Below are 26511 nucleotides of genomic sequence, written 5' to 3'. Positions count from 1 at the left end.
CCATAGCGTTTTGGACCCACCTGATTTCCATGCCGAACTCAGAAGTGAAACGAAATAGCGCCGATGGTAGTGTGGGGTTTCCCCATGTGAGAGTAGGACATCGCCAGGCTTTAGTTTTATTTTCACTTTTTCGAAAAGTGAAGACAAAAGCGGACGCTTGCTTATTAAAGCGAGTGATACCACTGCGGAGTGGTAGTTCAGTTGGTTAGAATACCGGCCTGTCACGCCGGGGGTCGCGGGTTCGACTCCCGTCCACTCCGCCACTTATATTAAGCCTCAGTCGAAAGACTGGGGCTTTTTTCGTTTTGGTTAACCGACTTACCTTAAACCCACTTTCGTATTGAAACCTTGCATCGAGAGGCCGGCTTCCCTCTGGCGATGCTTTCTAAGCCCTGTTATGAGTGAAGTGGAACTCAGTTTTGTGTGGTTTCTACTGAACCGGGTCCTAGTATCGAGCGCTAGTTCTCAGCCCTTGTGCTTACTTACCAAAGCTTCCTTTATTATTACCTGGAAAATTTATTCACTAGGTTATGTTATTTTCGGGGGAGATTTCTCTGCTTTAGATGTTTTGATTTAGCCATAGGCGCTTATTAATATAAACTCAGCGCATTTAAAACTTTCCAAACATGGATTTTGTTTTGTCGACCTATTTAAGCCAGTGTCTTAAAGTATATTCGCTACTTCTTCCCTCTAACCCTCTCCAACCTTCAAAGCCACCACTACGTACGTATAACGTGAGCGGTATAGGTGCTTTCATAGCTGTGTTTGCTGAGTAAGCAGTTCACCTGGCACATTGACTGAGGAAAAGTCTTCTTTCTGTGGACCTTCGTGTAAGTCACGATAGTTTTAATAATTATCTGGTACTTTTTATTCTAAAGGTGTACGCTTCACATCGAATATTTTTTCGACAGTAAATCATGTTATATCTCTTGTTTAAAAGCTTTGTAAGAAGGCTGAACTCCGTGCAAAAAACGCGATGAAGTGTTGCCCGGAGTCTTAAATTAATCTTCATCAGGTGTTTTATGCGTGAGTAACTTCGCTGAAGTTATACGCAGGCGTCTGTACACCTGATAAAAGAGAAGAGATGGCCGGTGATATTTCATCATCGGCCTTTTTGTATCTGTTAAGCAGCTACAAAGCATTATCCAGTATTGAAATAAGGGCCGGTATTGATCACCGGCCCTTTTTATTTGGTTAAAAGCATGAGTATTTTACAAGTTAAAAATTTGTCTTATCAGATCGCTGATAAGAGTTTATATAACAACGCGACATTTCGAATTAACGTGGGAGAGAAAATAGGTATCACTGGAGCGAATGGCGTTGGAAAAAGCACCTTATTAAAACTGCTTATTGGTGAATTATCTGCAGATAAGGGCTGCATTGACTGGTTACCAAACCTTGAGGTGGGGTATTTAGAGCAACATTTTAAGATGGATAATGCGCTGACGGTTTATGAATGCTTAAAGAGTGCTTTTGAGAACTTATACGCTGCCGAGCAGAAGCTTTGGACTTTGTATCAGGCGATGACCGAGTCTCACTCTACATCTCTTTTAAGCCAAGTCGCTCGGCTACAGGCATATTTAGAAGATGAAGACTTCTATGCAATTAATACCAAAATTGAACGAGTTGCTGTAGGTCTTGGTATTTATCAATTTGGCTTAGATACACCGCTTGTCTCGCTAAGTGGCGGTCAAAGACACAAAGTCCTTTTAGGCAGGTTGTTACTTCGCAACCCCGATGTGTTAATTCTTGATGAGCCGACAAACTATCTTGATGCTCCGCACATTGAATGGCTAGTCACGTTTCTCAATGATTACATTGGCACAGTTTTACTGGTTTCTCATGATGTTGATTTCCTTAATCAAGTAGCGACCAGTATTTGTGATATTGATTATCAAACGGTTCGAAAATACAGCGGTACTTATGTCAAAGCAATGCAGCAAAAGCAGCACGACGGTGCTTTATTAGAAAAGCAATATAAGGCTCAGCAAAGTGAAATTCGAAAGCTAGAGCAATTTATTGCCAAAAATGGTGCAGGAGTTAACGCGAGTCTTGCTAAAGGGCGTAAGAAAAAACTGGATAAAATCGAACGTATTCAACTGAATAATGTAGAGAAAGTATCGACGTTTGACTTTGCTTACCAGCCCATTGAGCAACCGAATGTGGTTGAGGCAAAAGCGTTGATGATCGGTTATCAGCAGCCTCTGCTTCCAGTATTTGATATCACGTTAGCGCGCGGGGAAAAGTTGGTTGTTGCTGGCTTTAACGGCGTGGGTAAGTCGACCTTACTTAAAACCCTGATGGGGGAGATCGAGCCACTCTCTGGTGAGGTGGTATTGGCAAAAGGTGCAATGATTGGTTATTTTTCTCAAGATTTGTCTTGGCGCCATCCTCAGAACACGCCTGAACAGGAGCTGTGCTCTTGTGCGCCAACAATCTCAAGCAAAGAGTCACGCAAGCTATTAGCTCGCTTTGGGATCTCGGGGGATAAGACGCAGCGCCACTTAGATACATTGAGCGGTGGTGAGCAAACTCGGGTGAAACTGTGTTGTTTATCGGTTCAGAAATGCAATGTTTTGCTGTTGGACGAACCAACAACACATTTGGATAGCAGCAGTAAAAATGCGCTTAAAGAGGCTCTCCAGCGCTTTTCCGGTAGCGTGATTGTGGTATCTCATGAGAAGGCATTTTTGCAATCTTGGCCTGATAGAGTTTTAGATATTTCGTTGCTCACTTGTGCTGAATCGGAAACAGAACAGGAGGTGGAGCTATGATGCAGTCCATGGTCCTATTTCTCGTTGCTTTTCTTGTTGGTGTTGATGAGTTGATGCTTGGATCTATTCTTGAACCCATCGGAAATGATTTAAGTGTTCAACCGAGTCAGGTTACCTTATTTATTACGGCATATAGTTTAGCCATAGCAATTTGCGCTCCTTACTTGGGCCGTTTATCAGACCGAGTTGGGCGTATTCGTATCATGGTGCCTGCTTGCTTTGTATTTGGGGTTGCGTCTATTACGACGGGCATAGTTCATGATTTTGAACTTGCTATTGCAACTCGAGTGATCACTGGTATTGCAAGTGCAGGCATGTTGCCAATTGCATTCGCGTTAGCGGGAGACGCGAAGGGTAATAGAGCGATGCGTCAAATTGTGATGGTTCAGGCGGGATTAACGCTAGGTATGATAACTAGCCCTGCGATCGGAGCATTGTTGACCCAGCTTTTATCATGGCGTGCCGCTTTTATTATTTTGGGCGTTGCGGCTCTTCTTGTCAGTGCTATGAGCGTAGTGTTCATGAATGACCAGCATGATGAGTCCAAAATGTCAGATGCTCTGCCACCTATAACAGGTGTAATTCATGTTCCTGGCGCGTTGAGGGCGATTTTAGCGATGTGTTTAGGTCTAGGGGGAGGTATTGGTGTATTTAACCTGATAGGCCTTCATATTCGAGATACCAGCGATTTGGCGCTCGGTTGGGTGGGCGCTATTTATGCAGCTCTAGGGATCGTGAGTGTGGTTGGAAATATGTGCGTGGCGAGAGCTTCTCGCTGGCTTGGTAGCTCTCGAGCCGTTATGCGAGTGGCTTTAATGGTGTGCATACCTTGCAGTGCATGGGTGTTCTCAAATGAGATGAGTACGGTGACCGCTTATCTTCCAGCTCTAGTGCTCTGGTCTCTTGCTGGAGGGGTTGGTTCTCCGGCATTACAAGCACATATCGCAAGCTTATCTGATGAATATCGAGGTGTGTTAATGTCTTTTGGAATGAGTATGATGCACTTTGGTGTCGCGATTTGGTCTGCCTTGGCGGGCTTCGCGTATTCTGTAGGCAATGAATGGGTCGCTTTCGTGGCTTTCCTATTGTTTGGCTCAGCAGTAGTTATCTTAAAGCCAGTTGGTAATACTGAACAAAGTGAGCGTTATTCGTAGTGTTTTAGTAGATAAAGAAAAGCCGTTACCTAAAAAGGTAACGGCTTGTTCCAAATACTTTTTGAAAAACGGTCTTAGTTCATGCCGTATTTCTTAAGTTTCTTGCGAAGAGTACCGCGGTTGATACCCATCATAGTTGCTGCGCGAGTTTGGTTACCGCGAGTGTACTGCATGATAGTATCTAGTAGTGGCTGTTCAACTTCAGCTAGAACTAATTCGTATAGTTCTGTTACTTCCTGGCCGTTTAGTTGAGCAAGGTAGTTTTTAAGAGACGCTTTAACAGAGTCACGTAAAGGCTTCTGAGTAATCTGGTCTTGTGACGTTACTGTAGTTACTGTTAATGCTTCTGAAGTCAGATTTTGTTCGAACATATTCGGTCTAGCTCTTCTCTTAATTATGATGCAACGTTATCAAAATAACCTTCTAACGCCTCAATTTGCAGCGGAGCTGCGTCGATAGCGTTGAAGGTACGGCGAAACTCACTTGCCTGTTCATGCTCTTTCAGGTACCACCCAACGTGCTTGCGCGCGATACGTGGACCTAAGAACTCCCCATAAAACTCATGCAGAGCATTTACATGACCAAGCATAATGGTTTTCACTTCCTCAGTTGGAAGTTCCTCCATTGTGGTGCCGTTTTCCAAATAGTGATGGATTTCCTGGAAAATCCAAGGACGACCCTGGGCAGGGCGTCCAATCATTAAAGCGTCCGCACCGGTGTACTCCAGTACAAATTTGGCTTTCTCCGGGCTATCGATATCACCGTTCGCGATAACCGGAATTGAAATCGCCTCTTTTACCGCTTTAATGCTGTCATATTCGGCCTCACCTTTGTACATACATGCTTTCGTTCTGCCATGCAGAGCAAGAGCTTGTATGCCGCAGTTTTCGGCTAATTTAGCGATCTGGACACAGTTCTTGTTGTCTGTATCCCAGCCAGTTCGAGTCTTTAACGTTACAGGAACGTCCACTGCATTCACGACCGCTTTCAAAATCTCTTCGATAATGTTTGGGTATTGAAGCAGAGCAGAGCCCGCTAGCTTCTTATTCACTTTTTTTGCCGGGCAGCCCATGTTGATGTCGATGATTTGTGCACCGTTCTCAACACTGAATTGAGCTGCGTCCGCCATAAGCTGTGGATCGGAACCCGCAATCTGTACAGAGCGAATGCCCGATTCGCCCTCGTGTACCATGCGCTGTTTCGACTTTGACGTTCCCCATAGTTTTGGGTTAGCAGACATCATTTCACTGACGGCCATTCCCGCACCATAGCGAAGACACAACTCGCGAAACGGTCTATCCGTTACACCAGCCATAGGGGCTACGATTAGATTGTTCTTAAGTTGATAGTTTCCGATTTTCAAAACGTCATCACAGTTCTGTACCAGCAAGGGCGCGCATTTTACGCATTTTTTCACTGCGTGAAAAGACTAATATTTGAGCATTTACAAATTGTTTTTGTAAATTGTATGAATTTCAAACAATTAGCTCTGAAAACCTTGTCTAGCCTTGCTTACGACCAGAGATGCGACACCATTCACTTTGCTCAACAATCGGGTCAATGTGAAGCTCGTCACGGTAATAGTTCGCAACATCTTCAGCTTGAGTGTCTAATACGCCGGACATAGCGAGGTCGCCATTTGGCTTAACTAGTCCTTTGATGATAGGTGCAAGTTCACGTAAAGGTCCCGCAAGGATGTTGGCCACAACGACGTCAGCGACGAGACCTTCTGGTTGATTTTGCGGTAAGTAAACTTCTAGTTTGTCTGCAACGCCATTACGCTCAGCATTGTCTTTTGAAGCAAGCAGGGCTTGAGGATCAATGTCGATCCCTATCACTTTTTCAGCGCCCAGTTTGATCGCTGCGATCGCAAGAATACCTGAGCCACAACCGAAGTCGATAACGGTCTTACCGCTTAAGTCCATGCTTTCTAGCCACTCAAGACAAAGTGCTGTTGTAGGGTGAGTACCCGTACCGAATGCAAGGCCTGGATCCAACATAACATTAACAGCGTCAGGATCTGGAATGTCGCGCCAGCTTGGACAAATCCATAAGCGTTCACCAAATTTCATTGGGTGGAAGTTTTCCATCCATTCGCGTTCCCAGTCTTTATCTTCAAGCTGTTCTACTTTGTAAGCAAAATTGTCAGCCAGCATATTGCTCGCTTTAATTTGGTCGATGATGAAGTTAGTGTCTGCTTCTGCATCATACAGTGCCAGAATATCAGTATCGCCCCATAAGCGAGTTTCGCCAGGTAGAGGTTCGAATACAGGTGTATCCTGCGCGTCTAAGAATGTAACAGACAGCGCGCCAGTCTCTTCCATTAGCATATCGCCGATTTGCTCAGCGTTTTCATTGGTCGCGTTGAGTTTGATTTGAATCCAAGGCATTGGTTTTTGCTCTTAAAGTGAATGAAGTGGCGCAGAGTTTACCAGAACTCTACGATTTGTTTGAGTATATACCCAAATAAGCCGATTTATATGTTGAGCCCTTCGCGTACATATAAAACAAAAATGCCCACGGGAGTGGGCATTTTTTAAGACGTTTGCTTAGGCTTATTGTAAGCCAAGCTTCTTCTCTAGGTAGTGGATGTTTGCACCACCGTGTTGGAAGTTTTCGTCATTCATAATGGAGAATTGCAGTGGCACGTTAGTTTTGATGCCTTCGATGATCATCTCACCCAGTGCGTTTTTCATACGTGCAATCGCTACATCACGGTTCTCACCGTAAGTGATCAGTTTACCAATCATTGAATCGTAATGAGGTGGAACTGTGTAGCCTGTGTAGATATGAGATTCCCAACGTACACCCATACCGCCAGGAGCGTGGAAACGCTCGATCTTACCCGGAGATGGTAGGAAGCGCTCAGGGTCTTCTGCGTTGATACGACACTCAATCGCATGGCCACGGATCTTAATATCATCTTGAGTGAATGACAGAGGCTGACCCGCTGCAACACGAAGCTGTTCTTTGATTAGGTCGATGCCAGTAACCATCTCTGTTACTGGGTGCTCTACCTGAATACGAGTGTTCATTTCGATGAAGTAGAACTCACCGTTCTCGTATAGGAATTCAAACGTACCTGCGCCGCGGTAACCGATCTCGATACATGCACGAGTACAGCGTTCACCGATGTACTTACGCATTTCTTCGGTGATACCAGGTGCTGGAGCTTCTTCCACTACTTTTTGGTGACGACGTTGCATTGAACAGTCACGCTCACCAAGGTGGATTGCGCCGCCTTGACCGTCAGCAATAACCTGAACTTCAACGTGACGAGGGTTTTCTAGGAATTTCTCCATGTAAACCATGTCATTGTTGAACGCCGCTTTTGCTTCAGCACGTGTCATTGCAATAGCTTGGATAAGGTCTTTCTCTGCGCGAACAACACGCATACCACGACCGCCGCCGCCGCCAGATGCTTTGATGATTACTGGGTAACCAATGCGCTTAGCAAATGCTTTGTTTTTCTCTTCGTCATTGTCTAGAGGGCCGTCAGAACCCGGTACACAAGGAACGCCTGCTTTCTTCATTGCATTGATAGCAGATACTTTATCGCCCATTAGGCGGATAGTGTCTGCCTTTGGACCAACGAAGATGAAACCACTGCGCTCAACTTGCTCTGCGAAGTCTGCGTTCTCAGACAGGAAGCCGTAACCTGGGTGGATAGCCACAGCACCAGTCACTTCTGCTGCAGAAATGATGCGTGGAATGTTTAGGTAGCTGTCGATACCACGAGCAGGGCCGATACATACGGTTTCGTCTGCGAGTAGTACGTGCTTAAGATCGCGGTCCGCTGTTGAGTGAACAGCGACGGTCTTAATACCTAATTCTTTACAAGCGCGAAGAATACGAAGTGCAATTTCACCTCGGTTCGCGATGACTACTTTGTCTAGCATAAGGCAAGCCCCGCTTATTCGATTACAACAAGAGGTTGGTCGAATTCAACTGGTTGGCCGTCTTCAGCTAGGATTGCTGTAACAACGCCAGATTTGTCCGCTTCGATTTGGTTCATCATTTTCATTGCTTCAACAATACATAGAGTATCGCCAGCATTTACTTTCTGACCCACTTCTACGAATGCTTTAGAGTCTGGGCTTGGAGAGCGGTAGAAAGTACCAACCATTGGAGAAAGAACTTGGTGACCTGCAGGTGTTGCTGCTGGAGCTTCTGCTGCTGGCGCTTCCGCTACTGGTGCCGCTGCTACTGGAGCAGGTGCCGCCGCTGGAGCTGCTGCGTAGTGAATTGGTGCTTGAGGGGCTGCAGTGCCATGACGGCTGATGCGCACTGACTCTTCACCTTCAGAGATCTCTAGCTCAGCAATGCCAGACTCTTCAACTAACTCAATTAGCTTCTTGATTTTACGAATATCCATCTTTTCTTTCTCTTTTATCTTGTGATTAAGACAACCCTCGTAGGGTTGCAGAGTGTTAGGGTTACTTTGCCTGTAGCTTATTGATCGCTGCAGACAGAGCAAATTCATAACCTTGTGCGCCTAAACCGCAAATCACACCCTCTGCTTTATCTGACAGATAAGAGTGATGACGGAATGGTTCACGTGCGTGCACATTTGATAAGTGCACCTCAATAAATGGGATGGCGACGCCAAGTAATGCATCTCGCAGCGCCACACTAGTATGAGTGAAAGCCGCTGGATTGATGATGATGAAGTCAATCTTGCCATAGGCAGCGTGAATGGCTTCAATCAGTTCGTACTCACGATTTGATTGTAGGTGTTCCAGTTCTACCCCAGCGTTATGGGCTTGCTCTGTAAGAGTATCCACAACTTGAGCTAAGGTACTGTGACCATAGTGTGTCGGTTCGCGCAGACCCAATAGATTAAGATTTGGTCCGTTTAGAACAAGAATCCGTGACTTTGCAGACATTGTGTTGCTATCTTCCCTTATCGTGAGTGGAACGTTTATATTCCCAAATATACGATAGTTCAGCACGATTTTTTTGTTAAAACCGAGCAAATTTTAAAAAATCGACCAAGATTATAGCTAATTCATAGCAATTAGCAGCAATTTACTGGTCTAATCTCCTAATAGCCACTCTCGTTTCTGTAACCAAGTTAACAAAAACAACATAATTGCCATATTTTTTGTGTGGCCAATTTGTGCACTAAAGCAAAAAACCGCCATGAGTGATGGCGGTTTTTAAAGTGCTTTTAAAACAGTTGGTTGAATTTATGCCAATTCTGCTTTCTCTGCGATAAGTTTATCTACAACGCTCGGATCGGCAAGCGTTGATGTGTCTCCGAGGTTGCTGGTATCACCCGTTGCAATTTTACGCAGGATTCGACGCATGATCTTACCAGAACGAGTCTTCGGTAAGGAATCCGTCCAGTGCAGTACATCTGGTGTTGCAATTGGACCAATTTCTTTACGCACCCAATCTTTCACTTCTTTGTGTAGCTCTGCTGACGGGAATTCACCATCGTTCAAGGTAATGTAAGCGTAGATAGCTTGGCCTTTGATATCATGCGGAATGCCCACAATAGCGGCCTCAGCAATTTTATGATGTGCGACAAGAGCCGATTCTATTTCAGCGGTACCCATGCGGTGACCCGACACGTTTAGTACGTCATCAACACGGCCTGTGATCCAGTAGTAACCGTCTTCGTCACGACGAGCACCATCACTAGTAAAGTACATTCCCTTGAAGGTTGAGAAGTAGGTCTGTTCAAAGCGCTCGTGGTCGCCATAAACAGTACGCATCTGACCTGGCCATGAATCAAGGATCACCAAGTTACCTTCTGCTGCGGTTTCTTCAATGATGTTGCCCATGTTATCAACCAGTGCTGGTTGGACTCCGAAGAATGGTCGAGTTGCTGAGCCTGGTTTTAAGTCTGTTGCGCCTGGTAGTGGTGCAATTAAGATACCGCCGGTCTCTGTTTGCCACCAAGTATCAACGATAGGCGAGCTCTCGTTACCAATCGTTTTGTAGTACCACTCCCACGCTTCAGGGTTGATAGGCTCACCTACTGAACCCATTACACGTAAGCTTGAACGAGATGTCCCTGCTACCGCTTCGTTACCTTTTGCCATTAGTGCACGAATAGCGGTTGGCGCAGTGTAGAGAATGTTCACTTGGTGCTTATCAACCACTTCACTCATACGAGCCGTGCTTGGGTAGTTTGGAACACCTTCAAACAGAATGGTTTTGGCCCCGTTCGCTAGTGGACCATAAATTAGGTAAGTATGGCCTGTAATCCAGCCCACATCCGCGGTACACCAGAAGGTTTCACCTGGTTGATAATCGAAGACATATTTAAAGGTCATTGCCGCGTAGACGAGGTAACCGCCTGTAGTATGTAGTACGCCTTTAGGTTTACCTGTCGAGCCAGATGTGTAGAGGATGAACAGCGGGTCTTCGGCTTTCATCTCTTCTGGTGGGCAAACGTCAGAAACGTTGGCTGTTGCTTCGTGCCACCAAACATCACGGTGTTCATGCCATTCAACATCACCACTTGTACGTTTAAGCACGACGACTTTATTGATGGTTTTTACGTCTGGGTTGGTTAGTGCTTCATCCACGTTCTTTTTCAGTGGAACAGCGCGTCCGCCACGTACGCCTTCGTCAGCGGTGATCACGACTTTAGCGTCAGAGTCGATGATACGGCCGGATAGTGCTTCTGGTGAGAAACCGCCAAATACTACGGTGTGAACCGCACCAATACGGGTACAAGCGAGCATCGCCACTGCGGCTTCTGGCACCATTGGCATGTATAGACACACCACGTCGCCCTTGCGTACGCCTTGCTCTTTCAATGCGTTGGAGAATTTACACACTTCTTTGTGCAGTTCGTTGAAAGTGAGTGTTTTGTCGTCGGCTGGATCATCGCCTTCCCAAATGATGGCGACGTCGTCCCCGTGTTCTGCAAGATGACGGTCAATACAGTTAGCCGAGACGTTCAGTGTGCCATCTTCAAACCAGCGAATATCAACATGGCCAGTGTCGAAAGAAGTGCTTTTTACTTTGGTGAAAGGTTTGATCCAATCAACGATTTTGCCGTGCTCGCTCCAGAAGCCCTCTGGATCGGTTACCGACTGCTGATACATGGCTAAGTAAGTATCATTATCCGCGTGTGTATGAGTTTTAATATTTTCTTTTACCGGATAAACGTGGGCTTCGCTCATGGCTTCTCTCCTTGTGCCTTATTTCTCGGCCTTACACCAATCTAGATAAGATTTTGAATATATTTTTGTAGGGCTGTTTTTTTGGTTCTAAATAACTTGGTCGTGGTAATGACGACGTTGTGCTTATAACTGTCAGTCACCGCGCGTATTTCCACAATTAGACTTTAGGATGAGAGTGATGGAAGCGCCGGGAAATCGCTGAAACAAAAGTATTTCTGGGAGCTAGGTCAACTGATTTTTATGTATACGGCGCGGTTAGGTTGGGTAAATCGCCTTTCGTTAAGCGGACAAAGACCAAAGCGGCAGAAATCGCGTCTTGCAAGGCGTCGTGTTTGTCTTGGATAGGAAGTTCGAGGTGTTTACAAATGGCATCCAGACTTAAGTCGAAATAGGCATTCGGCAAATGTCGTTCCAACTTATCGTGATAAATCTGACTGACCTCGATAAGTGGGTTAGGAAGTGGGAAGCCAAGTTGCCGCAGACAAGCAAGGTCTAAGATCTTTTTATCGTAACGAATGTGATAGCCCACAAGTGGTCGGTTGCCGATAAAGTCGAGCAGCTCGAGCAGCGCCTCTTTTTCACTGATGCCATCGACTAAGTCTTGGTGGCGAATTCGATGGATCTTGACCGAGCCTGAGTCGAGCGATTGCGGCGCGCGTAAGCGGGCTTCAAATGGTTGACTGGTGATGATGCGGTTGTCGATGATCTTGGTGGCTGCAATAGTCACCAGCTCGGCGCGATTTGGGTCAAGGCTGGTGGTTTCGCAGTCAAGAGAGACGTATTCTGTTTTATCTGGCGTGCAAAACAGCGACTGATAAGGCGAACCTTTCAGTTTGTAGTGCCAGTATTTGCGTTGTAACCAGTTCATTGCCTACGCCTCTGTGATTTATGAAAATCAGGGTTAATCACGAATTTGATAATGGAAGCCTAAAAATTGCTTAAATTTCTTCACCACATGTAAGCTGTGGCGAAGCAAATCACGCTCAGTTCTATCCAGTTGTTTAATATCAATGTTATTCAACGCTTCTTGCTTTTTGAGTTGCTGATTAAGACGAAGTTTAAAGAACAATTTCAGTGCTTCGTTGAGATTATCTGCCGTTTCAGATTCTAAGATGCGCTTATTTCTCAGAGCTTCAATGCGCTCAAACGTGTTCTTCTCCTCAATGGCATATTCCAAAGACAAGGTGCGAATGCCGTGTACAATTGGGAAAATACCGCCGCGTTTAATGTCCAATCCGTCTTTAGCACTTTTTACGTTGCCAAATAGAGTTAGGGGCACCGAAAACTGCAAGGCAGGGCGAGTAAAGTCAGACAATATCAACATGCGATCTTTCATTGTGTCACGAAGATGCGCCGCAATTGGAGCCAGCAGCTCGCAATTCCCAGCAACAGCATGGGCGTCACTGAAAATGGCTAAGTCCATGATTTGTTGTGGTTCGGCTTTAGCTATCCAGTGGTTTAGGGTGCTTATCCATTCTTGCTGTGTTTTGACCCATTTCGGGTTGTTAACCATCACTTTACCAGGGCAAAGTGGATAACCGAGCTGTTGTAGGGTGTGTGTGAAGGATTGCATCACTTGTTCGCAATGAGGCCATTCCAGACCATCTTGAATAATCAGGGCATTGTCTTGATCGGTTTTGAGAATTTGCTCTCCTCGGCCTTCAGAGCCGAGTACGATCAAGCAACAATGGTCGTGCAAGGCTGGTGGTATCACTAACTCGAACGCTTTCTCGATAATTTGCTCGTTTACGGCTGAGATAAGCTCCATGATGAAGCGAGTGCGGATACCGTTTTTCAATAAGCTCTCGACCAATTGACGTTGGCGGTTTGAGGCCAAAGCGAGCTCTTCCACGCTGCTTGCTCGAGCAATACTGAGCGTTAACACGTGGGAGTGGGTTGAGAACGCGCTGAGAATTTGGGTCATATCCAGCATGCCGACGGCTCGGTTGCCTTCACATACCATGAGGCGTTTCATTCTATTTCTGGTCATTGTGATCATGGCGTTGAATAGAAAGTCACCATCATCAACGTGATAAACAGGAAAGCTCGCGATCTCACCCACTGGTGTGTCGAGCGCGCAACCATCCAACATCACAGAATGCAGCATATTAGTACGAGTCACTATTGCGTACGGGTGGGCTGATGGCCATTTTTCCAATCGTGGATCATCGCCATGGAGTTGAACCAATGCAGCGTCAATCCCATTTTCTTTTAAGGAACGTGTTACCTCGTTAATTGGTGTATTTGGTTCGAGGATCATCGGTGGGTGATAAATGCTGCGGTCAACTTTAGTGAGAATAAACTCCGCTAAGTTTTGCTGTTGATGGGCCGCTTCGATGAGCTCTTGCCGTTTCGATAAATTGTTATCGAAATAGGCTGCAAACTGGCCATTTTCGTTGTAAAGGGCAAGGAAAATTTCTTTCGGCAGTAGGTAAGAGAGCGTGTCCTCAAGCGCGATGTAGTGATGACGTACCTTGTCTTCAAGTAACGAGCGTACATCGAACATATCGTCGTTGGCATAATGTGCGAACACTTCCTGTTGATCGTTGGAGCGCTCTTCTACCGCGCCTTTGATCAGAATATGTAAGTGGGGGTTCTTCTGTCCGCAGGATAAAATAACATCTCGAGCTCGATAGTAGGCGACGTCCAGAGACGATCGCAGTCGCGTTTGTTGTGCTTCAGTTAAGCGATCGAACGGTGGAGATTGCATGTTAAATTTGTCAGGCATGAGAACACCCAATAATGATGGAAGGAACACTCTCTAAGTCTGACAAATTTCTTACCGGAAGCCAGACGACTTTGGTCTAAATTACGATGTTTTCGCTTGAAGATGCCAAATGTCGCAAAGTTAGTATTCCATCGAGGAAACGATAAGTTTCTTATTCTTCCCTTTTTATAATACGCATGGCGATCCATAATTCCCGGCTCGAACGTTGGTGTTCCCGTTTTAGGATATTTGTAATGTTGAAACCTTCTCCGTATGGCTGGATTTCCCAGTACTTTCTCGGATTCTTCTTTGCGTATGGCGTGTATCTGCCATTTTGGTCACTTTGGTTTAAGGATCAGGGCGTATCTTCGACAGATATCGGTTTGCTGGTCGGGTTAGGCCTTGCGACACGTTGTGTTGCCAATATCGTGATCACCCCACGAGTACACAAAGTCGAACATCTTATGCCTGCTTTACGTTGGTTGAGTTTCGCTGCCCTCCTTTTTGTTGGATTTCACTTTTTTACGGGTGGTAGCTTTTGGTTAATGGCACTAGCGACAGTGTTGTTCAATCTTTGTTGTGGACCGATTATTCCGTTGTCGGACGCGATGGCAAATTACTACGCTCGCCTGAAAATGCTCGATTATGGCCGCACGCGGCTATGGGGTTCGATCGCCTTTATCGCAGGCTCGACGGCAGTGGGCTACCTGGTGGCTGAATTTGGCTCCGATATGATCTTGTACACTGCGATGTTCGGCGTGTTTATCTCGTTGCTGTTTGCTATGCGACCGACTAACCCAATGCCTGTAACGCACGGTGGGCAAAGCGCAGAACGTCCAAAGCTGACCGCTCTTTTGACCGACAAGCCGATACTAAAATTCTTAGTGTTGGTGTCACTAATTCAGGGCAGTCATGCGGCTTACTACGGCTTTAGTGCGATTCACTGGAAGGCCGCTGGTCACTCGGAAGATGTCATTGGCTACTTGTGGAGCTTAGGAGTGGCCGCAGAAGTGGCAGTGTTTGCATTGAGTAAGCGCTTATTCGTAGGTTGGTCAATACGCGCGCTGTTTATTGCTGCTGCCGTTGGTGTAATGATGCGTTGGGGTATTACGGCGTCGACAACATCAATTATTGCTTTGGTGGTTGTTCAACTATTGCATGGTGTGACTTTCGCTACCGCACACATTGCCGCGATCCAATATATCCAAAACTCCGAAGAAAATAAGATCGTAGCGTTGCAAGCGTTGTATAACGCGATTCCGTTGGGCGCATTTATCGCGTTAATGACCGTATTGAGTGGCTGGGGTTATGAGCACTGGGGACCGCTTGTGTTCTGGGGCATGGCCGCGATGGGGTTATTGGCTCTGTTCATCAAGCTTGATTCGCAAGACCCACATCAGGTGGTTGATGTATCAGACAAGCCACTTGAAACACAGAATTAGACTTATGTAACAAAGGTTAAAAACTAAGCTTTGTCTCCGTTATCAAAGCAGTGTTAAATGAAACCTCTCCCTCATGGAGAGGTTTTTTTATTCTCTTGCTTTAAAAGTAGCAAGAAAGGCAAGAAAGGATATCGGATGCAAGGATGGCTGGTGGTTCCCGTTTCTTTAGCGTATTTGGGAGCTTTATTTATCATCGCGTGGTACGGCGACATTCAGAAAAGGTGGCTAGCGCGCTGGCGGCCTTGGATTTATAGCCTTTCCATTGCGGTGTACTGTACATCGTGGACCTTCTACGGCACGGTCGGGCAGGCCAGCAGTAATCCTTGGTCTTTCTTACCCATCTATATTGCTCCCATTTTAGTGTTTACCATCGGATGGCGCGTTTTAGCTCGGCTTATTTTGATTGCTAAACGGGAACACATCACGTCGATTGCTGACTTTATCGGAGCACGCTACGGTAAATCCCAAGGTTTGGCCGTGGTTGTTACGCTCATAGCGGTTGCGGGAATTTTGCCGTACATCGCTTTACAGCTGCGTGGTATCACTATGGGGCTTGAAATCATTGCTCCGGAGCTGGCTACTGATTTTGGTTATCAAAACGATAGCGTGTCGTGGTTTGTTGTGGTCGCGTTGGCGATTTTTACGATGCTATTCGGTACCCGCCACATTGATAACACGGAACACCATCGTGGGATGATGATGGCAATTGCCTTCGAATCCATTATCAAACTGCTGGCTTTTTTAGTGGTTGGTGTCTTCATTGTTTGGTTGGCGATGAACACCGAGAGTTTGAGCTTACTTGATGTTGCCGCACAGACGTATCAGTCACCAAATATCCCGACTATATTGATTCATACTGTACTGACCATGCTGGCGATCGTTTGCCTTCCGCGACAATTCCATACGATGGTGGTGGAAAATGAACGTGCTCAAGATTTGCACGTGGCTCGTTGGTTGTTCCCCATTTATCTGATCTTAATGGGGATTTTTGTTTTACCTATTGCGTGGGTAGGGCAAGGTCTCTTGAGTGGCGCTTCGCCTGATACTTATGTCATCAGTGTGCCGATGTCGGTAGGGGCGAGTGAAATCGCCTTACTTGCGTTTCTAGGCGGTACTTCAGCGGCAAGTGGCATGGTTATCGTATCGACGATTGCCTTAGCGATCATGGTCTCGAATGACTTGGTTATGCCATTGCTATTGCGTCGCATGCGACTGACGCAGCGTAACCATCACCATTTTTCTGAATTATTACTGCGGATCCGCCGTGGTTTGATTTTAGTTTTGTTGATTGGCGCGTGGTGTTTCTATCAAGCGTTGGACACCATTCATTCACTTTCTGCTATCGGCTTTCTCTCGTTCGCGGCTATCACGCAATTCGCTCCTGCGCTGGTTGGCGGTATGTATTGGCGTCAAGGGAATAAGAAAGGTGTGTATGTTGGCCTCGCGGTGGGTTTTGCTACCTGGTTGATTACGTTAATGAGCCAAACAGACATGCTTGCCGGAGACGCCAGTAATAACTTCCTGATCTGGTTGATTACGCCACCAGAGGTATTGGCTAGTTTTGATATCGCGATTTCAGATTGGGGGATGATCCTCAGCGTGGTCGCTAATGCAGTGTGTTTTGTTGTGGTTTCTATGGCTACCCGACCAAGCCTAAGTGAGCGCTTACAATCGGCATCATTCGTTGGTACACCGTTGCCTGAAAGCGAAAATATGAGTCTGTACCAGAGCCGCGTTACGGTTGCAGAACTGGAAATGCTAGCGTCCAGATTTGTAGGACGAACGCGAGTTAAAGCGGCGTTTCAAGCCTACTGGAGCCAGCAACGAGAAGAGTTGATGCCGAATCAACAAGCGCCATCTTCTCTGATTCGGCATACGGAGCGTGTGCTAGCAGGGGTATTTGGTGCATCTTCTGCTAAGTTAGTGCTTACTTCCGCTCTGCAAGGAAGAAACATGCAGCTTGAAGAGGTGGCGACTATCGTCGATGAAGCCTCTGAACTGTACGATTTTAGTCGGGGTTTACTCCAAGGCGCGATTGAGCATATTGGACAAGGTATTGCGGTCGTCGATAAGCAACTACGCTTGGTTGCGTGGAACCAACGCTATTTAGAACTCTTTGAATTTCCGCCAGGCCTGATTCAAGTAGGTCGACCGATTGCGGATGTGATTCGGCACAATGCAGAGCAGGGGTTGTGTGGCCCTGGTGACCCTGATGACCACGTCCGTCGCCGTGTTTATCACCTCGAGCAAGGGACTCGGCACACCTCTTCTCGGGTTCGTCCCGATGGTCGCGTGATAGAGGTGCAAGGTAACCCAATGCCAGGTGGTGGCTTTGTGATGAGCTTTACCGACATCACCGTATTCCGTGATGCAGAGCAAGCACTGAAAGACGCCAACGAGACATTGGAAGAAAGGGTACGTCTGCGGACTCGAGAATTAGAACAACTTAACAAGCAGCTGGTGGAAGCGACGCAGCGCTCGGATTTGGAATCGAAGTCCAAATCACGGTTCTTGGCGGCAGTAAGCCATGACTTGATGCAACCGCTCAACGCGGCGCGTCTATTCGCATCTTCACTATCGGAAGTCGCCAAAGACAGCGAAGCCAAAAAGCTGTCAGCACACATTGAAAGTGCTTTAGAGGCTGCCGAAGACTTAATTGGAGATTTGCTGGATATCTCGCGTTTGGAATCGGGCAAGTTGGAAGTCAACGTGCATGGCTTTGCGTTAAATGATGTGTTATCGAATTTGAATGCTGAGTTTAGTGCGTTAGCCAAACAGCAAGGTATAGAGTTCACCATGATTCCGTCCTCACTCATGGTTAAGTCGGATCCCAAACTGCTGCGCCGTGTGGTGCAAAACTTCCTGACCAATGCGTTTCGTTATAACCCGAATGGCAAAGTCGCACTCGGTGTTCGCCGCGTGAAAGGGCGAGTGCGTATTGATGTATGGGATAATGGAGTGGGGATTGAAGAAGAGAAGCAGCAAGAGATTTTTGAAGAGTTTAATCGCGGAACTCAAGTTCGTTCCGACCAAGGTCTCGGACTTGGTTTGGCGATTTCGAAAGGAATTGCTCAGGTACTTGGGCATGAAATTTCGATGCGCTCTTGGGTTGGAAAAGGCAGTGTTTTTTCCATCACCCTAGATAAAGCTGATCATGTTCAGCCTCATCCAGTTCACGTGGCGATGAATAAGCAATCTGAACTTGGTCATCTGAGAATCCTTTGTGTCGATAATGAGCCTGACATTCTAGTCGGCATGGAAAACTTACTTTCCCGATGGGGTTGCGATACACGAGTTGCGATTGATTTAGTTGAAAGTCTAAAAGCGCTTGAGGATGGTTGGATTCCGGATGTAATTTTCTCCGATTACCGACTTGATGATGGTCGTACTGGTTTAGAAGTGCTACAGCAATGCCGCCTGAGATTAGGCCACAGCTTTGAAGGCGTCATCATCAGTGCAGATCGTACCGATGATATGCTTGATGGCATCAAAGCAAATGGGTTCAGCTTTATTGCTAAGCCAGTTAAGCCGCTTAAGCTGCGTTCGGTGCTCAATCGAGTCGCTTAGGATTGGAGTGTTTGAAAAATCGCTATAAAAAGAGACCTCCGAATGGAGGTCTCGATGTTTGTAATCTTAGTTGATAGGCTGAGTTTGCCGCTTATTCTGCGACGCCGCCTTGAGTCAGTTTGGCTGGATTAAGCAATCGCTCTAGTGTGGCTCTATCCAAATCCGTTTCTTCTTCCGCGACATCAATAATCGCGCGTCCCTGTTTGTAGGCTTTTTTCGCGACTTCTGCCGCTTTTAGGTAGCCAATGACCGGGTTGAGAGCCGTGACCAAAATAGGGTTTTTGGCGAGTGCTATATCCAAGTTATCTTGGCGAACTTCAAACGTCGCAATGGCTTTGTCAGCTAAAGCGGTTGCGCTGTTAGAGAGTAACTCGATGCTCTCCAATACGTTATGAGCAATAACTGGCAGCATGACGTTAAGCTGGAAGTTGCCCGCTTGGCCTGCGACGGTAATGGTGGTGTCATTACCAATGACTTGCGCTGATGCCATAGCTGCGGCTTCTGGGATCACAGGATTTACTTTGCCAGGCATGATGGAAGAACCCGGTTGCAAGCCTTGTAATTCAATTTCACCTAAACCAGCCAATGGGCCTGAATTCATCCAACGAAGATCGTTTGCGATCTTCATGATCGCAACTGCTGCTGTTTTGAGCTGTCCCGACAGAGCGACGATCGCATCTTGACTGCTTAAATTGAAAAAGAAGTTATCACTGGCCGTGAACTGAATACGAGTTGACTGGGTTAGGTTGCTAGCGAATAAGTCCGCAAAGCGTGGATCGGCATTGATCCCCGTTCCAACTGCCGTACCACCTTGGGCTAAGGCTTTTACAGCAGGAAGTGCTTGTTCAATCGCTTGTTTTGCGTGCTCGATTTGGAACTGCCAACCGCCAAGTTCTTGAGCAAAGGTAATTGGCATCGCATCCATTAAGTGGGTGCGACCGGTTTTTACAACATCTTTCAATGCTTGTTGCTTAGACTCTAGTGTTTGGCTTAGGTGTGACAGGGCCGGGAAGAGCTGTTTTTCAATGGCTAATGCTGCGCTAACTTGAATGGCCGTCGGTACCACATCGTTGCTGCTTTGTCCCATGTTGACGTGATCATTAGGGCTGACAGTGCCGCCTAGATGCTGGGAGGCCAGTGTTGCAATTACTTCATTCGCATTCATATTTGAGCTAGTGCCTGATCCTGTTTGGAACACGTCAATTGGGAATTGCTCAATATGATTGCCTTCGATAATTGCTTGAGCTGCGTCAGCAATCGCGTTGGCAATATCTCCTTCAAGCAGCCCTAGCTGTGCGTTGGTGAGTGCCGCAGTCTGCTTGATGTGTGCTAACGCTTTGATAAAACCAGATGGCATTTTATGTTGACTGAATGAGAAGTTATCGACGGCGCGTTGAGTCTGGGCTTGGTAGAGAGCATCTGCAGGGACAGTAACTTCGCCCATACTGTCAGTTTCTATGCGGAATTCGGTGCTCATGGTAGGGATCCTTTTGGTTAATCAAGTGAGATTTGAATCAGGCGTAATTGTTGTTGTAGTGCGAGAAATTTCACGTCGCCTTGTTCAAACTGGTAGTAATAGCGTTTGAGACAGAATAATGGCGTATGGATAGAATCGAGACAGACACGACGGAAGATACGACTGCGAGTTGAGTCTTGAATTGCGTCTAGTAAATGGAAATAAACCTGACGTAAAAACAGCTCACACAACAATAGATTTTCTTCATCGGCATCGTGTTCATAACAAGAAGACAACACCATTCCCCAATGAATATAGTCATGAATCACGTCTGGCTCAAAGCCATGTGGTGCGGCGAGAAGGAATCTATCTTGGGCTTTAAAAAATGCGTTAAAGATGTCCCGTTTGTTGTCCATAACCACCTCTCATTAAATGTAATGATAATTATTATCAATTAACTTGTGAGTTGGCAACCCTTTTTAGAGTAAGAGGTTGTTGAAGAAAGACTTACGGAAACAAAAGCCGACGCAAAGGCGTCGGCTGAGTAGGAATTCATTTATGCTGAGTGAAACTAATTCAATGTCGTTTGAAGACCGGTGAATTAGCTTGTCACCGTTATTCAGTAAATAAGGTTTCGTACTTCACAAATGCGGTTTGTGTTTCACCATAATACAGTGTGCCGCCTGATTGAATGACGACTCTTAACCAGCTTTCTGCAGATGCAGGCTTTGGTAAGGTGATGTACCAGCTTTGGCCTGCTTGATCGGCGGGCTTCATATCAATCGGTTGAGCGTTTTTCTCTTTGTCACTCACAATAGAAACTTTAACACCTTCGAGTGGGTAAGCGGCGTTGAGTGATAATTCTAAGTTATTTTTAGTGAGTTTTTCCGAGCGAAATTTCACTTTAAAATCGCCATTTTCCATATCACACAGACCACTGGTGTAACGACAATTAGACTTACTCGCGAGTTTGTAAGTTTCCCCTTCTTGCGCCGCGTGGGGCTTCTCGCTGAGGGCCATATCGGTACCGAAGTAAGCGATCAAAGAGAGAACTGGCGCAATCAGTAGAGCGAGAATAAAGTGCTTGTTTTTGAACATCTTGGCTTCCTTGCAACGACATACTGCGAATATGGTAACTGAAAAGTGAGAATAAAAAAGCCCCGGACGGCAGGTTCCAAACGGGGCTTTTGTGGTTTTGATTAGTTTTTAGTGATCCACTGCGCTACCAGCACCTACTGGTACGCGAACGTGTTCGACTAGGTCTTTTACTTCTTGTGGCGTTTCTGCAGTTACTTTGGATACAGCGAATGCAACAATGAAGTTAAATAGTGCGCCAATAGCACCAAACGCGTTTGGCTCAATACCTAGGAACCAGTTTGTTCCCCAGCTTTCTAGATATTTCCAATCAGCAACGAAAAGAATGCCTTTGTGTTGGAATACGTAGAACAGCGTAATACTGATACCTGCAATCATACCGGCGATTGCGCCTTCTTTGTTGATGCTCTTGCTGAAGATGCCCATCATCAATGCAGGGAAGATGGATGAAGCGGCAAGACCAAAGGCGAGTGCTACCGTACCTGCGGCAAATCCAGGCGGATTTAAACCGAGATAGCCTGCGGCTGCTATCGCTACTGCCATTGATATTCGACTAGCAAGTAGCTCTTTTTTCTCGGATATGTTCGGATTGATAACCCCTTTGATTAAGTCATGGGAAATAGCTGAAGAAATGGCGAGTAGTAAACCTGCTGCGGTAGATAGTGCAGCTGCAAGACCACCTGCTGCCACAAGTGCGATCACCCAGTTTGGTAGTTTAGCGATCTCTGGGTTAGCCAATACCATGATGTCGTTATCAACGCGCAGTTCGTTGGTGGACGCATCTGAAGTGTATTGGATATTGCCATCGCCATTTTTATCGTCAAAACCGAGTAGTCCAGTTGTTTCCCAGTTTTTGAACCACGCAGGACGCTCGTCATACGCTAGGTGCTGACCCGGAGCTGGATTTACCGTATTCATTAGGTTGAGGCGAGCCATCGCTGATACCGCTGGTGCAGTAGTGTAAAGGATTGCGATGAAGATCAGAGCCCAGCCTGCTGATGTACGTGCGTCGCGAACCTTCGGCACGGTAAAGAAACGGATAATTACGTGTGGTAGACCGGCAGTACCAATCATCAGTGACATGGTGTAGACAAACATATTAAGTGTGTCGCCACGTACTTGGGTCGTGTATTCACTGAATCCGAGTTCGGTCACCACTTGGTCAAGCCGATCGAGTAGATAGACATCGGTACCAGCCATGGTACTCCCCAGACCAATTTGTGGGATTGGGTTACCAGTGAGTTGCAGAGAGATAAAGATTGCAGGGATAGTGTAAGCAAGAATGAGTACGCAATATTGAGCAATCTGCGTGTAAGTGATGCCTTTCATGCCGCCAAGAACCGCGTACATGAAAACGATACACATACCAATTAATAGGCCGGTGGAGTAATCCACTTCTAAGAAGCGACCAAACGCAACGCCCACGCCTTTCATCTGACCGATAACATAAGTCACTGATGCGATGATAAGACAAACAACCGCTACGATACGTGCTGTGTTGGAGTAAAAGCGTTCACCAACAAACTCTGGCACCGTAAACTTACCAAATTTGCGTAGGTAAGGCGCTAGCAACAGCGCAAGCAGAACGTAGCCACCAGTCCAACCCATTAGAAATACTGAGCCGCCATAGCCCATGAAGGCAATTAAGCCTGCCATTGAGATAAACGACGCTGCGGACATCCAATCGGCTGCGGTTGCCATACCGTTTGCAATCGGGTTTACACCGCCACCAGCAACATAAAACTCTTTGGTTGATCCGGCGCGAGCCCAAATAGCAATCCCGATGTACAGGATGAACGTGGCGCCAACGACCAGGTAGGTAATAGTTTTCAAATCCATCTGAGTGACTCCTTATTCGTCCACGCCGAATTCACGGTCAATTTGGCGCATCTTCCATGCGTAATAGAAAATAATTCCTAGGAACGCATAGATGGAGCCTTGTTGAGCAAACCAGAAACCGAGTTTGTAACCGCCTAGTTGAAATTGATTTAGTACGTCGACAAATAAAATGCCGCAGCCGAAAGACACGACGAACCAGATGACCATTAGGCCGATCATGAGCTTCACGTTTTTGTCCCAATAGGCTTTGGCTCTTTCTTCGCTTTCAAATGCCATTGCCGTCTCCTTACGATTGGTATTGTTGTTAATGAAATGTTTCAATATGTACATTAGCAAGGTGTTGGCAATAACTCTTTTCAACTTTAGTCGGGGTGTTAAAAATGAAGAACCCCCATATTATGGGCTTTTGCAGCGAACAAAGGGGCAAAACGTTATGTTAATAAACTGTTAAGTTAGCCAAAGGTCTAAAGGTTGATTGGATAAACAGGCATGATTAAGACGGGCCATTAATCTTTTCTTCATTGAACTTGGAGATGCTGTGTAAGTATTGGTGGTGATCTTGTGGCTCTTAAAGAGAGAAGGCGTAGATAAGAAAGCTCACAAGTAATTTATTTACATAAAGTTTTCGCATCAAATCACCGTTTTAACGCACAATAAAGTAATATAACTGAGTCATTCTCGTACAACCTCGCATTTTGAGACGGTGTAAAGGGGAGGCAGATTAGGGCATTACCTCATTAACGAAGTAGCCTTGCTCATCACAATTATTATCGTTTTTCATTAAGGGAGGGTGAGAATGGACGCAGACACCATTAACAGTTTTTTTCTAATAGGTGCGTTGTTAATCGCACTTAGCGTTCTTTTAAGCCCAGTGTCTTCTAAGTTGGGAATCCCAATTCTTTTGGTATTTTTAGCCGTTGGAATGCTAGCGGGGGAAGACGGCTTAGGCGGCATTTTATTCGATAACTTTTCGATCGCTTATTTGGTTAGTAACCTCGCATTAGCCATCATTTTGCTTGATGGTGGGATGAGAACGCGGGTCGCCAGCTTTAGGGTTGCGTTATGGCCCTCGGTCTCTTTGGCGACATTTGGCGTTGCGATCACCACCATTTTAACCGGGCTGATGGCAACGTGGTTATTCGACTTAGATTTATTGCAAGGCATATTGGTTGGAGCGATTGTTGGTTCCACCGATGCTGCCGCGGTCTTCTCTCTACTCAAAGGTCGTAGCCTGAACGAACGTGTTGGTTCAACGCTGGAAATTGAATCCGGCACCAATGACCCTATGGCGGTGTTTCTGACCGTAACTCTGATTGCTATTTTAGCGAACCCTGGCGCAGATTTAAGTGCGGGCTTTTTGGCGTTCAGTTTTCTTAAGCAGTTTGGTATTGGCGCGTTACTTGGCTTCGCTGGTGGCTGGATCTTATGGAAAGTTATCAATCGCAATCAATTACCAGATGGGCTGTATTCTATTTTAACGGTCAGTGGTGGCTTGCTTATTTTTGCTTTATCTAACACTTTGGGTGGCAGTGGTATTTTGTCGATTTACCTCGTTGGTCTTTTATTAGGTAACCGTCCAACACGCAGCCGCCACTCTATTCTTCATGTTTTAGATGGTATGACGTGGCTAGCTCAAATTGGTATGTTCTTGGTGCTTGGCTTGTTGGTTACACCATCCAATTTACTCTCTATTGCGTTGCCAGGTCTTGCGCTTGCCTTCGGGATGATTTTGTTTGCCCGACCAATCTCAGTTTGGATTGGTTTACTGCCATTCAAGAGTTTCACGCCACGTGAAAAGTGGTTTGTCTCTTGGGTAGGATTGCGTGGCGCTGTACCTATCATCCTCGCGGTATTTCCGATGATGGCAGGGTTGCCAGATGCTCAACTGTACTTCAATTTGGCATTCTTTGTAGTAATGGTGTCTTTGATAGTACAAGGGGGCACGTTGACCAAGGCGATGTCTCTTGCAAAGGTCGAGCTACCTTCTAAGCCTGAGCCAATTTCGCGTACGGGGGTGGAGATTTACCCGACCAGTGAGTGGGAGCTGTTTATCTATAGACTTAAAGCAGATAAATGGTGCATTGGTGAGCCATTACGTAGTCTTTCGATGCCGGAAGGAACGCGTATCGCCGCTGTATTTCGCAGTAAAGAGCTATTGCACCCATCCGGCAGTACGCGCCTTGAGGAAGATGATACCTTGTGTGTATTAGCACAAGAAAAGGATTTAGATGCACTGAGCTTACTGTTTAGTGAAGCCCCAGAGAAAGCGTCGCTAGCGCGATTCTTCGGTGACTTCTTCCTCGATATTGAAGTGAAGCTTGCCGATATTGCCGTGATGTATGGTTTGAATCTGGGGGATGAACCGCTGGATAAAAGTTTGAGAAACCTTGTCGAAGAGCAATTAGGTAGCACGCCAGTATTGGGAGACCATTTCGAGTGGCAAGGTTTGCATTGGATCGTCGCTGATGTTGTTGATCAGCAGGTCACTAAAGTCGGTATCCGATTGCCAAACGAAAAAAGTAAGTCTGACGATAAGACGTCAATCTAGTCGCTCATTTCCGTCAGTATAATCACGGCTTGCGTGCGGTTCTTTACACCGAGCTTACGGAAAATCGCTGTCATGTGCGCTTTTATGGTGGCTTCTGAAACATTCAATTCGTAAGCGATTTGCTTGTTCAGCAAGCCATCGGACAACATTCCCAACACTTTATATTGCTGCGGTGTTAGCGCAGCAATCTTTTCCGCTAAGTCATTACATGCCGCGTTATTGGTGATCAACCCTTCAGGGAAGTATGGGTCGCCATTCAGCACTTGATTGAGCGCGTTCACTAATTCGCGCATGTCGCTGGACTTGGGAATAAAACCAAATGCACCATGGCTTTTCACCTGCGTCACGATCGCCGGCTCTTCACTCGCTGAAACGACGACGATAGGTAAATCTGGATGCTCTGCTCGCAAATGAATCAAGCCAGACATACCATTTGCTCCTGGCATTTTGAGGTCCAATAGCACTAAATCTGGCTCTTCCTCTCGTTCTAACAAAGCCAGAAGTGCGTCGAGTGAGTCCGCTTCCAGCAAATTTGCACCACTAATAGCCATGTGGATAGATTGAAACAAGGCATTCCGGAAGAGTGGGTGATCATCTGCAATAATGATGGTGTAGGTCGAATCCATGACGTTAAACACTTTTGACTATTTCGTTAAATTTATTATTGTCCAGCTTTGAGAGAGTGGACAATATTTATTCGCTAAAAGTCTGAACCAAATCGACTTTTATTAGGAAAATTGCATATAAACGCAATGTTCTTATTCAAATCTGAGCAATAAAAAACGCC

The 26511-nt window shown here is 46.2% G+C and carries 20 protein-coding genes, 1 tRNA gene and 1 rRNA gene; 7 read left to right on the top strand and 15 right to left on the bottom strand.

Going from position 1 to position 26511, the window contains the following annotated elements:
- The 4 genes from rrf to R7P36_RS21840 form a co-directional block, all read left to right on the top strand.
- Positions 1-109 (top strand): 5S ribosomal RNA (gene rrf / locus R7P36_RS21855); the annotation flags it as partial.
- A gap of 77 nt (positions 110-186) precedes the next feature.
- A tRNA-Asp gene (locus tag R7P36_RS21850) sits at positions 187-263 on the top strand.
- A gap of 939 nt (positions 264-1202) precedes the next feature.
- Positions 1203-2774 carry an ABC-F family ATP-binding cassette domain-containing protein gene (locus tag R7P36_RS21845; protein ID WP_064354390.1) on the top strand — a complete coding sequence of 524 codons (1572 nt, stop codon included), beginning with the start codon at positions 1203-1205 and terminating at the stop codon, positions 2772-2774.
- A complete protein-coding gene (locus R7P36_RS21840) occupies positions 2771-3928 on the top strand; it encodes an MFS transporter (protein WP_213900090.1) in 1158 nt (385 codons plus the stop codon). Before R7P36_RS21845 ends, R7P36_RS21840 begins: the two co-directional genes overlap by 4 nt.
- A gap of 74 nt (positions 3929-4002) precedes the next feature.
- Here the strand turns inward: R7P36_RS21840 and fis are convergent, their stop codons facing one another.
- The 9 genes from fis to R7P36_RS21795 form a co-directional block, all read right to left on the bottom strand.
- Positions 4003-4299 (bottom strand): DNA-binding transcriptional regulator Fis, encoded by a 297-nt coding sequence (gene fis, locus R7P36_RS21835; RefSeq protein ID WP_000462885.1) that lies wholly within the window; start codon positions 4297-4299, stop codon positions 4003-4005.
- Between the two features lie 23 nt (positions 4300-4322).
- Positions 4323-5291 carry a tRNA dihydrouridine synthase DusB gene (gene dusB / locus R7P36_RS21830; RefSeq protein WP_005382505.1) on the bottom strand — a complete coding sequence of 323 codons (969 nt, stop codon included), beginning with the start codon at positions 5289-5291 and terminating at the stop codon, positions 4323-4325.
- A gap of 139 nt (positions 5292-5430) precedes the next feature.
- A complete protein-coding gene (prmA, locus tag R7P36_RS21825; protein ID WP_005382507.1) occupies positions 5431-6318 on the bottom strand; it encodes a 50S ribosomal protein L11 methyltransferase in 888 nt (295 codons plus the stop codon).
- A 165-nt stretch (positions 6319-6483) separates the two neighbouring features.
- Entirely contained in the window at positions 6484-7827 is a 1344-nt protein-coding gene (gene accC / locus R7P36_RS21820; protein ID WP_005382509.1) for an acetyl-CoA carboxylase biotin carboxylase subunit, read from the bottom strand.
- A 14-nt stretch (positions 7828-7841) separates the two neighbouring features.
- The gene (accB, locus tag R7P36_RS21815) at positions 7842-8303 is read right to left on the bottom strand and encodes an acetyl-CoA carboxylase biotin carboxyl carrier protein (protein ID WP_005386355.1); all 462 of its coding nucleotides are present in this window, start codon (positions 8301-8303) and stop codon (positions 7842-7844) included.
- A gap of 61 nt (positions 8304-8364) precedes the next feature.
- Positions 8365-8814, bottom strand: coding sequence for a type II 3-dehydroquinate dehydratase (aroQ, locus tag R7P36_RS21810; protein WP_005382360.1), 450 nt, complete (start codon positions 8812-8814; stop codon positions 8365-8367).
- A gap of 303 nt (positions 8815-9117) precedes the next feature.
- The gene (gene acs / locus R7P36_RS21805) at positions 9118-11070 is read right to left on the bottom strand and encodes an acetate--CoA ligase (protein ID WP_213900091.1); all 1953 of its coding nucleotides are present in this window, start codon (positions 11068-11070) and stop codon (positions 9118-9120) included.
- A gap of 238 nt (positions 11071-11308) precedes the next feature.
- Positions 11309-11938: a 3'-5' exonuclease gene (locus R7P36_RS21800; RefSeq protein WP_017635557.1), complete on the bottom strand. Its 630-nt coding sequence runs from the start codon at positions 11936-11938 to the stop codon at positions 11309-11311.
- A gap of 33 nt (positions 11939-11971) precedes the next feature.
- Positions 11972-13798 (bottom strand): DUF294 nucleotidyltransferase-like domain-containing protein, encoded by a 1827-nt coding sequence (locus R7P36_RS21795; protein WP_025768817.1) that lies wholly within the window; start codon positions 13796-13798, stop codon positions 11972-11974.
- Between the two features lie 233 nt (positions 13799-14031).
- Here R7P36_RS21795 and R7P36_RS21790 point away from each other — a divergent pair, with 233 nt between their 5' ends.
- Both R7P36_RS21790 and R7P36_RS21785 read left to right on the top strand, forming a co-directional pair.
- A complete protein-coding gene (locus R7P36_RS21790) occupies positions 14032-15219 on the top strand; it encodes a 3-phenylpropionate MFS transporter (RefSeq protein ID WP_053307400.1) in 1188 nt (395 codons plus the stop codon).
- Between the two features lie 135 nt (positions 15220-15354).
- Positions 15355-18786 (top strand): PAS-domain containing protein, encoded by a 3432-nt coding sequence (locus tag R7P36_RS21785; protein ID WP_213900092.1) that lies wholly within the window; start codon positions 15355-15357, stop codon positions 18784-18786.
- A gap of 91 nt (positions 18787-18877) precedes the next feature.
- On the opposite strand, the gene R7P36_RS21780 is transcribed toward R7P36_RS21785, so the two are convergent.
- The 5 genes from R7P36_RS21780 to R7P36_RS21760 form a co-directional block, all read right to left on the bottom strand.
- Complete coding sequence (locus tag R7P36_RS21780) at positions 18878-20263, bottom strand: class II fumarate hydratase (protein ID WP_025768815.1); 1386 nt, start codon at positions 20261-20263, stop codon at positions 18878-18880.
- Between the two features lie 17 nt (positions 20264-20280).
- A complete protein-coding gene (locus R7P36_RS21775) occupies positions 20281-20658 on the bottom strand; it encodes a hypothetical protein (protein ID WP_005382370.1) in 378 nt (125 codons plus the stop codon).
- A gap of 199 nt (positions 20659-20857) precedes the next feature.
- Positions 20858-21340, bottom strand: a complete 483-nt coding sequence (locus tag R7P36_RS21770; RefSeq protein WP_005382371.1) for a hypothetical protein — start codon at positions 21338-21340, stop codon at positions 20858-20860.
- A 108-nt stretch (positions 21341-21448) separates the two neighbouring features.
- A complete protein-coding gene (locus R7P36_RS21765; protein WP_005382372.1) occupies positions 21449-23176 on the bottom strand; it encodes a sodium:solute symporter family protein in 1728 nt (575 codons plus the stop codon).
- Between the two features lie 12 nt (positions 23177-23188).
- Positions 23189-23452, bottom strand: a complete 264-nt coding sequence (locus tag R7P36_RS21760; protein ID WP_005382373.1) for a DUF4212 domain-containing protein — start codon at positions 23450-23452, stop codon at positions 23189-23191.
- 520 nt (positions 23453-23972) lie between these two features.
- Here R7P36_RS21760 and R7P36_RS21755 point away from each other — a divergent pair.
- On the top strand, positions 23973-25724 hold the full coding sequence (locus R7P36_RS21755) for a potassium/proton antiporter (protein ID WP_005382374.1): 1752 nt from the start codon (positions 23973-23975) through the stop codon (positions 25722-25724).
- Here R7P36_RS21755 and R7P36_RS21750 read toward each other — a convergent pair.
- Positions 25721-26350, bottom strand: a complete 630-nt coding sequence (locus R7P36_RS21750; protein ID WP_213900093.1) for a response regulator — start codon at positions 26348-26350, stop codon at positions 25721-25723. The genes R7P36_RS21755 and R7P36_RS21750 overlap by 4 nt on opposite strands.
- Positions 26351-26511 lie beyond the last annotated feature (161 nt).

It is taken from the genome of Vibrio sp. 397 (genome assembly GCF_033339395.1).
Classification (GTDB): domain Bacteria; phylum Pseudomonadota; class Gammaproteobacteria; order Enterobacterales; family Vibrionaceae; genus Vibrio; species Vibrio alginolyticus.
Note: the sequence above shows the minus strand (reverse complement) of the source record. Positions and strands in the feature narration are given on the sequence as shown.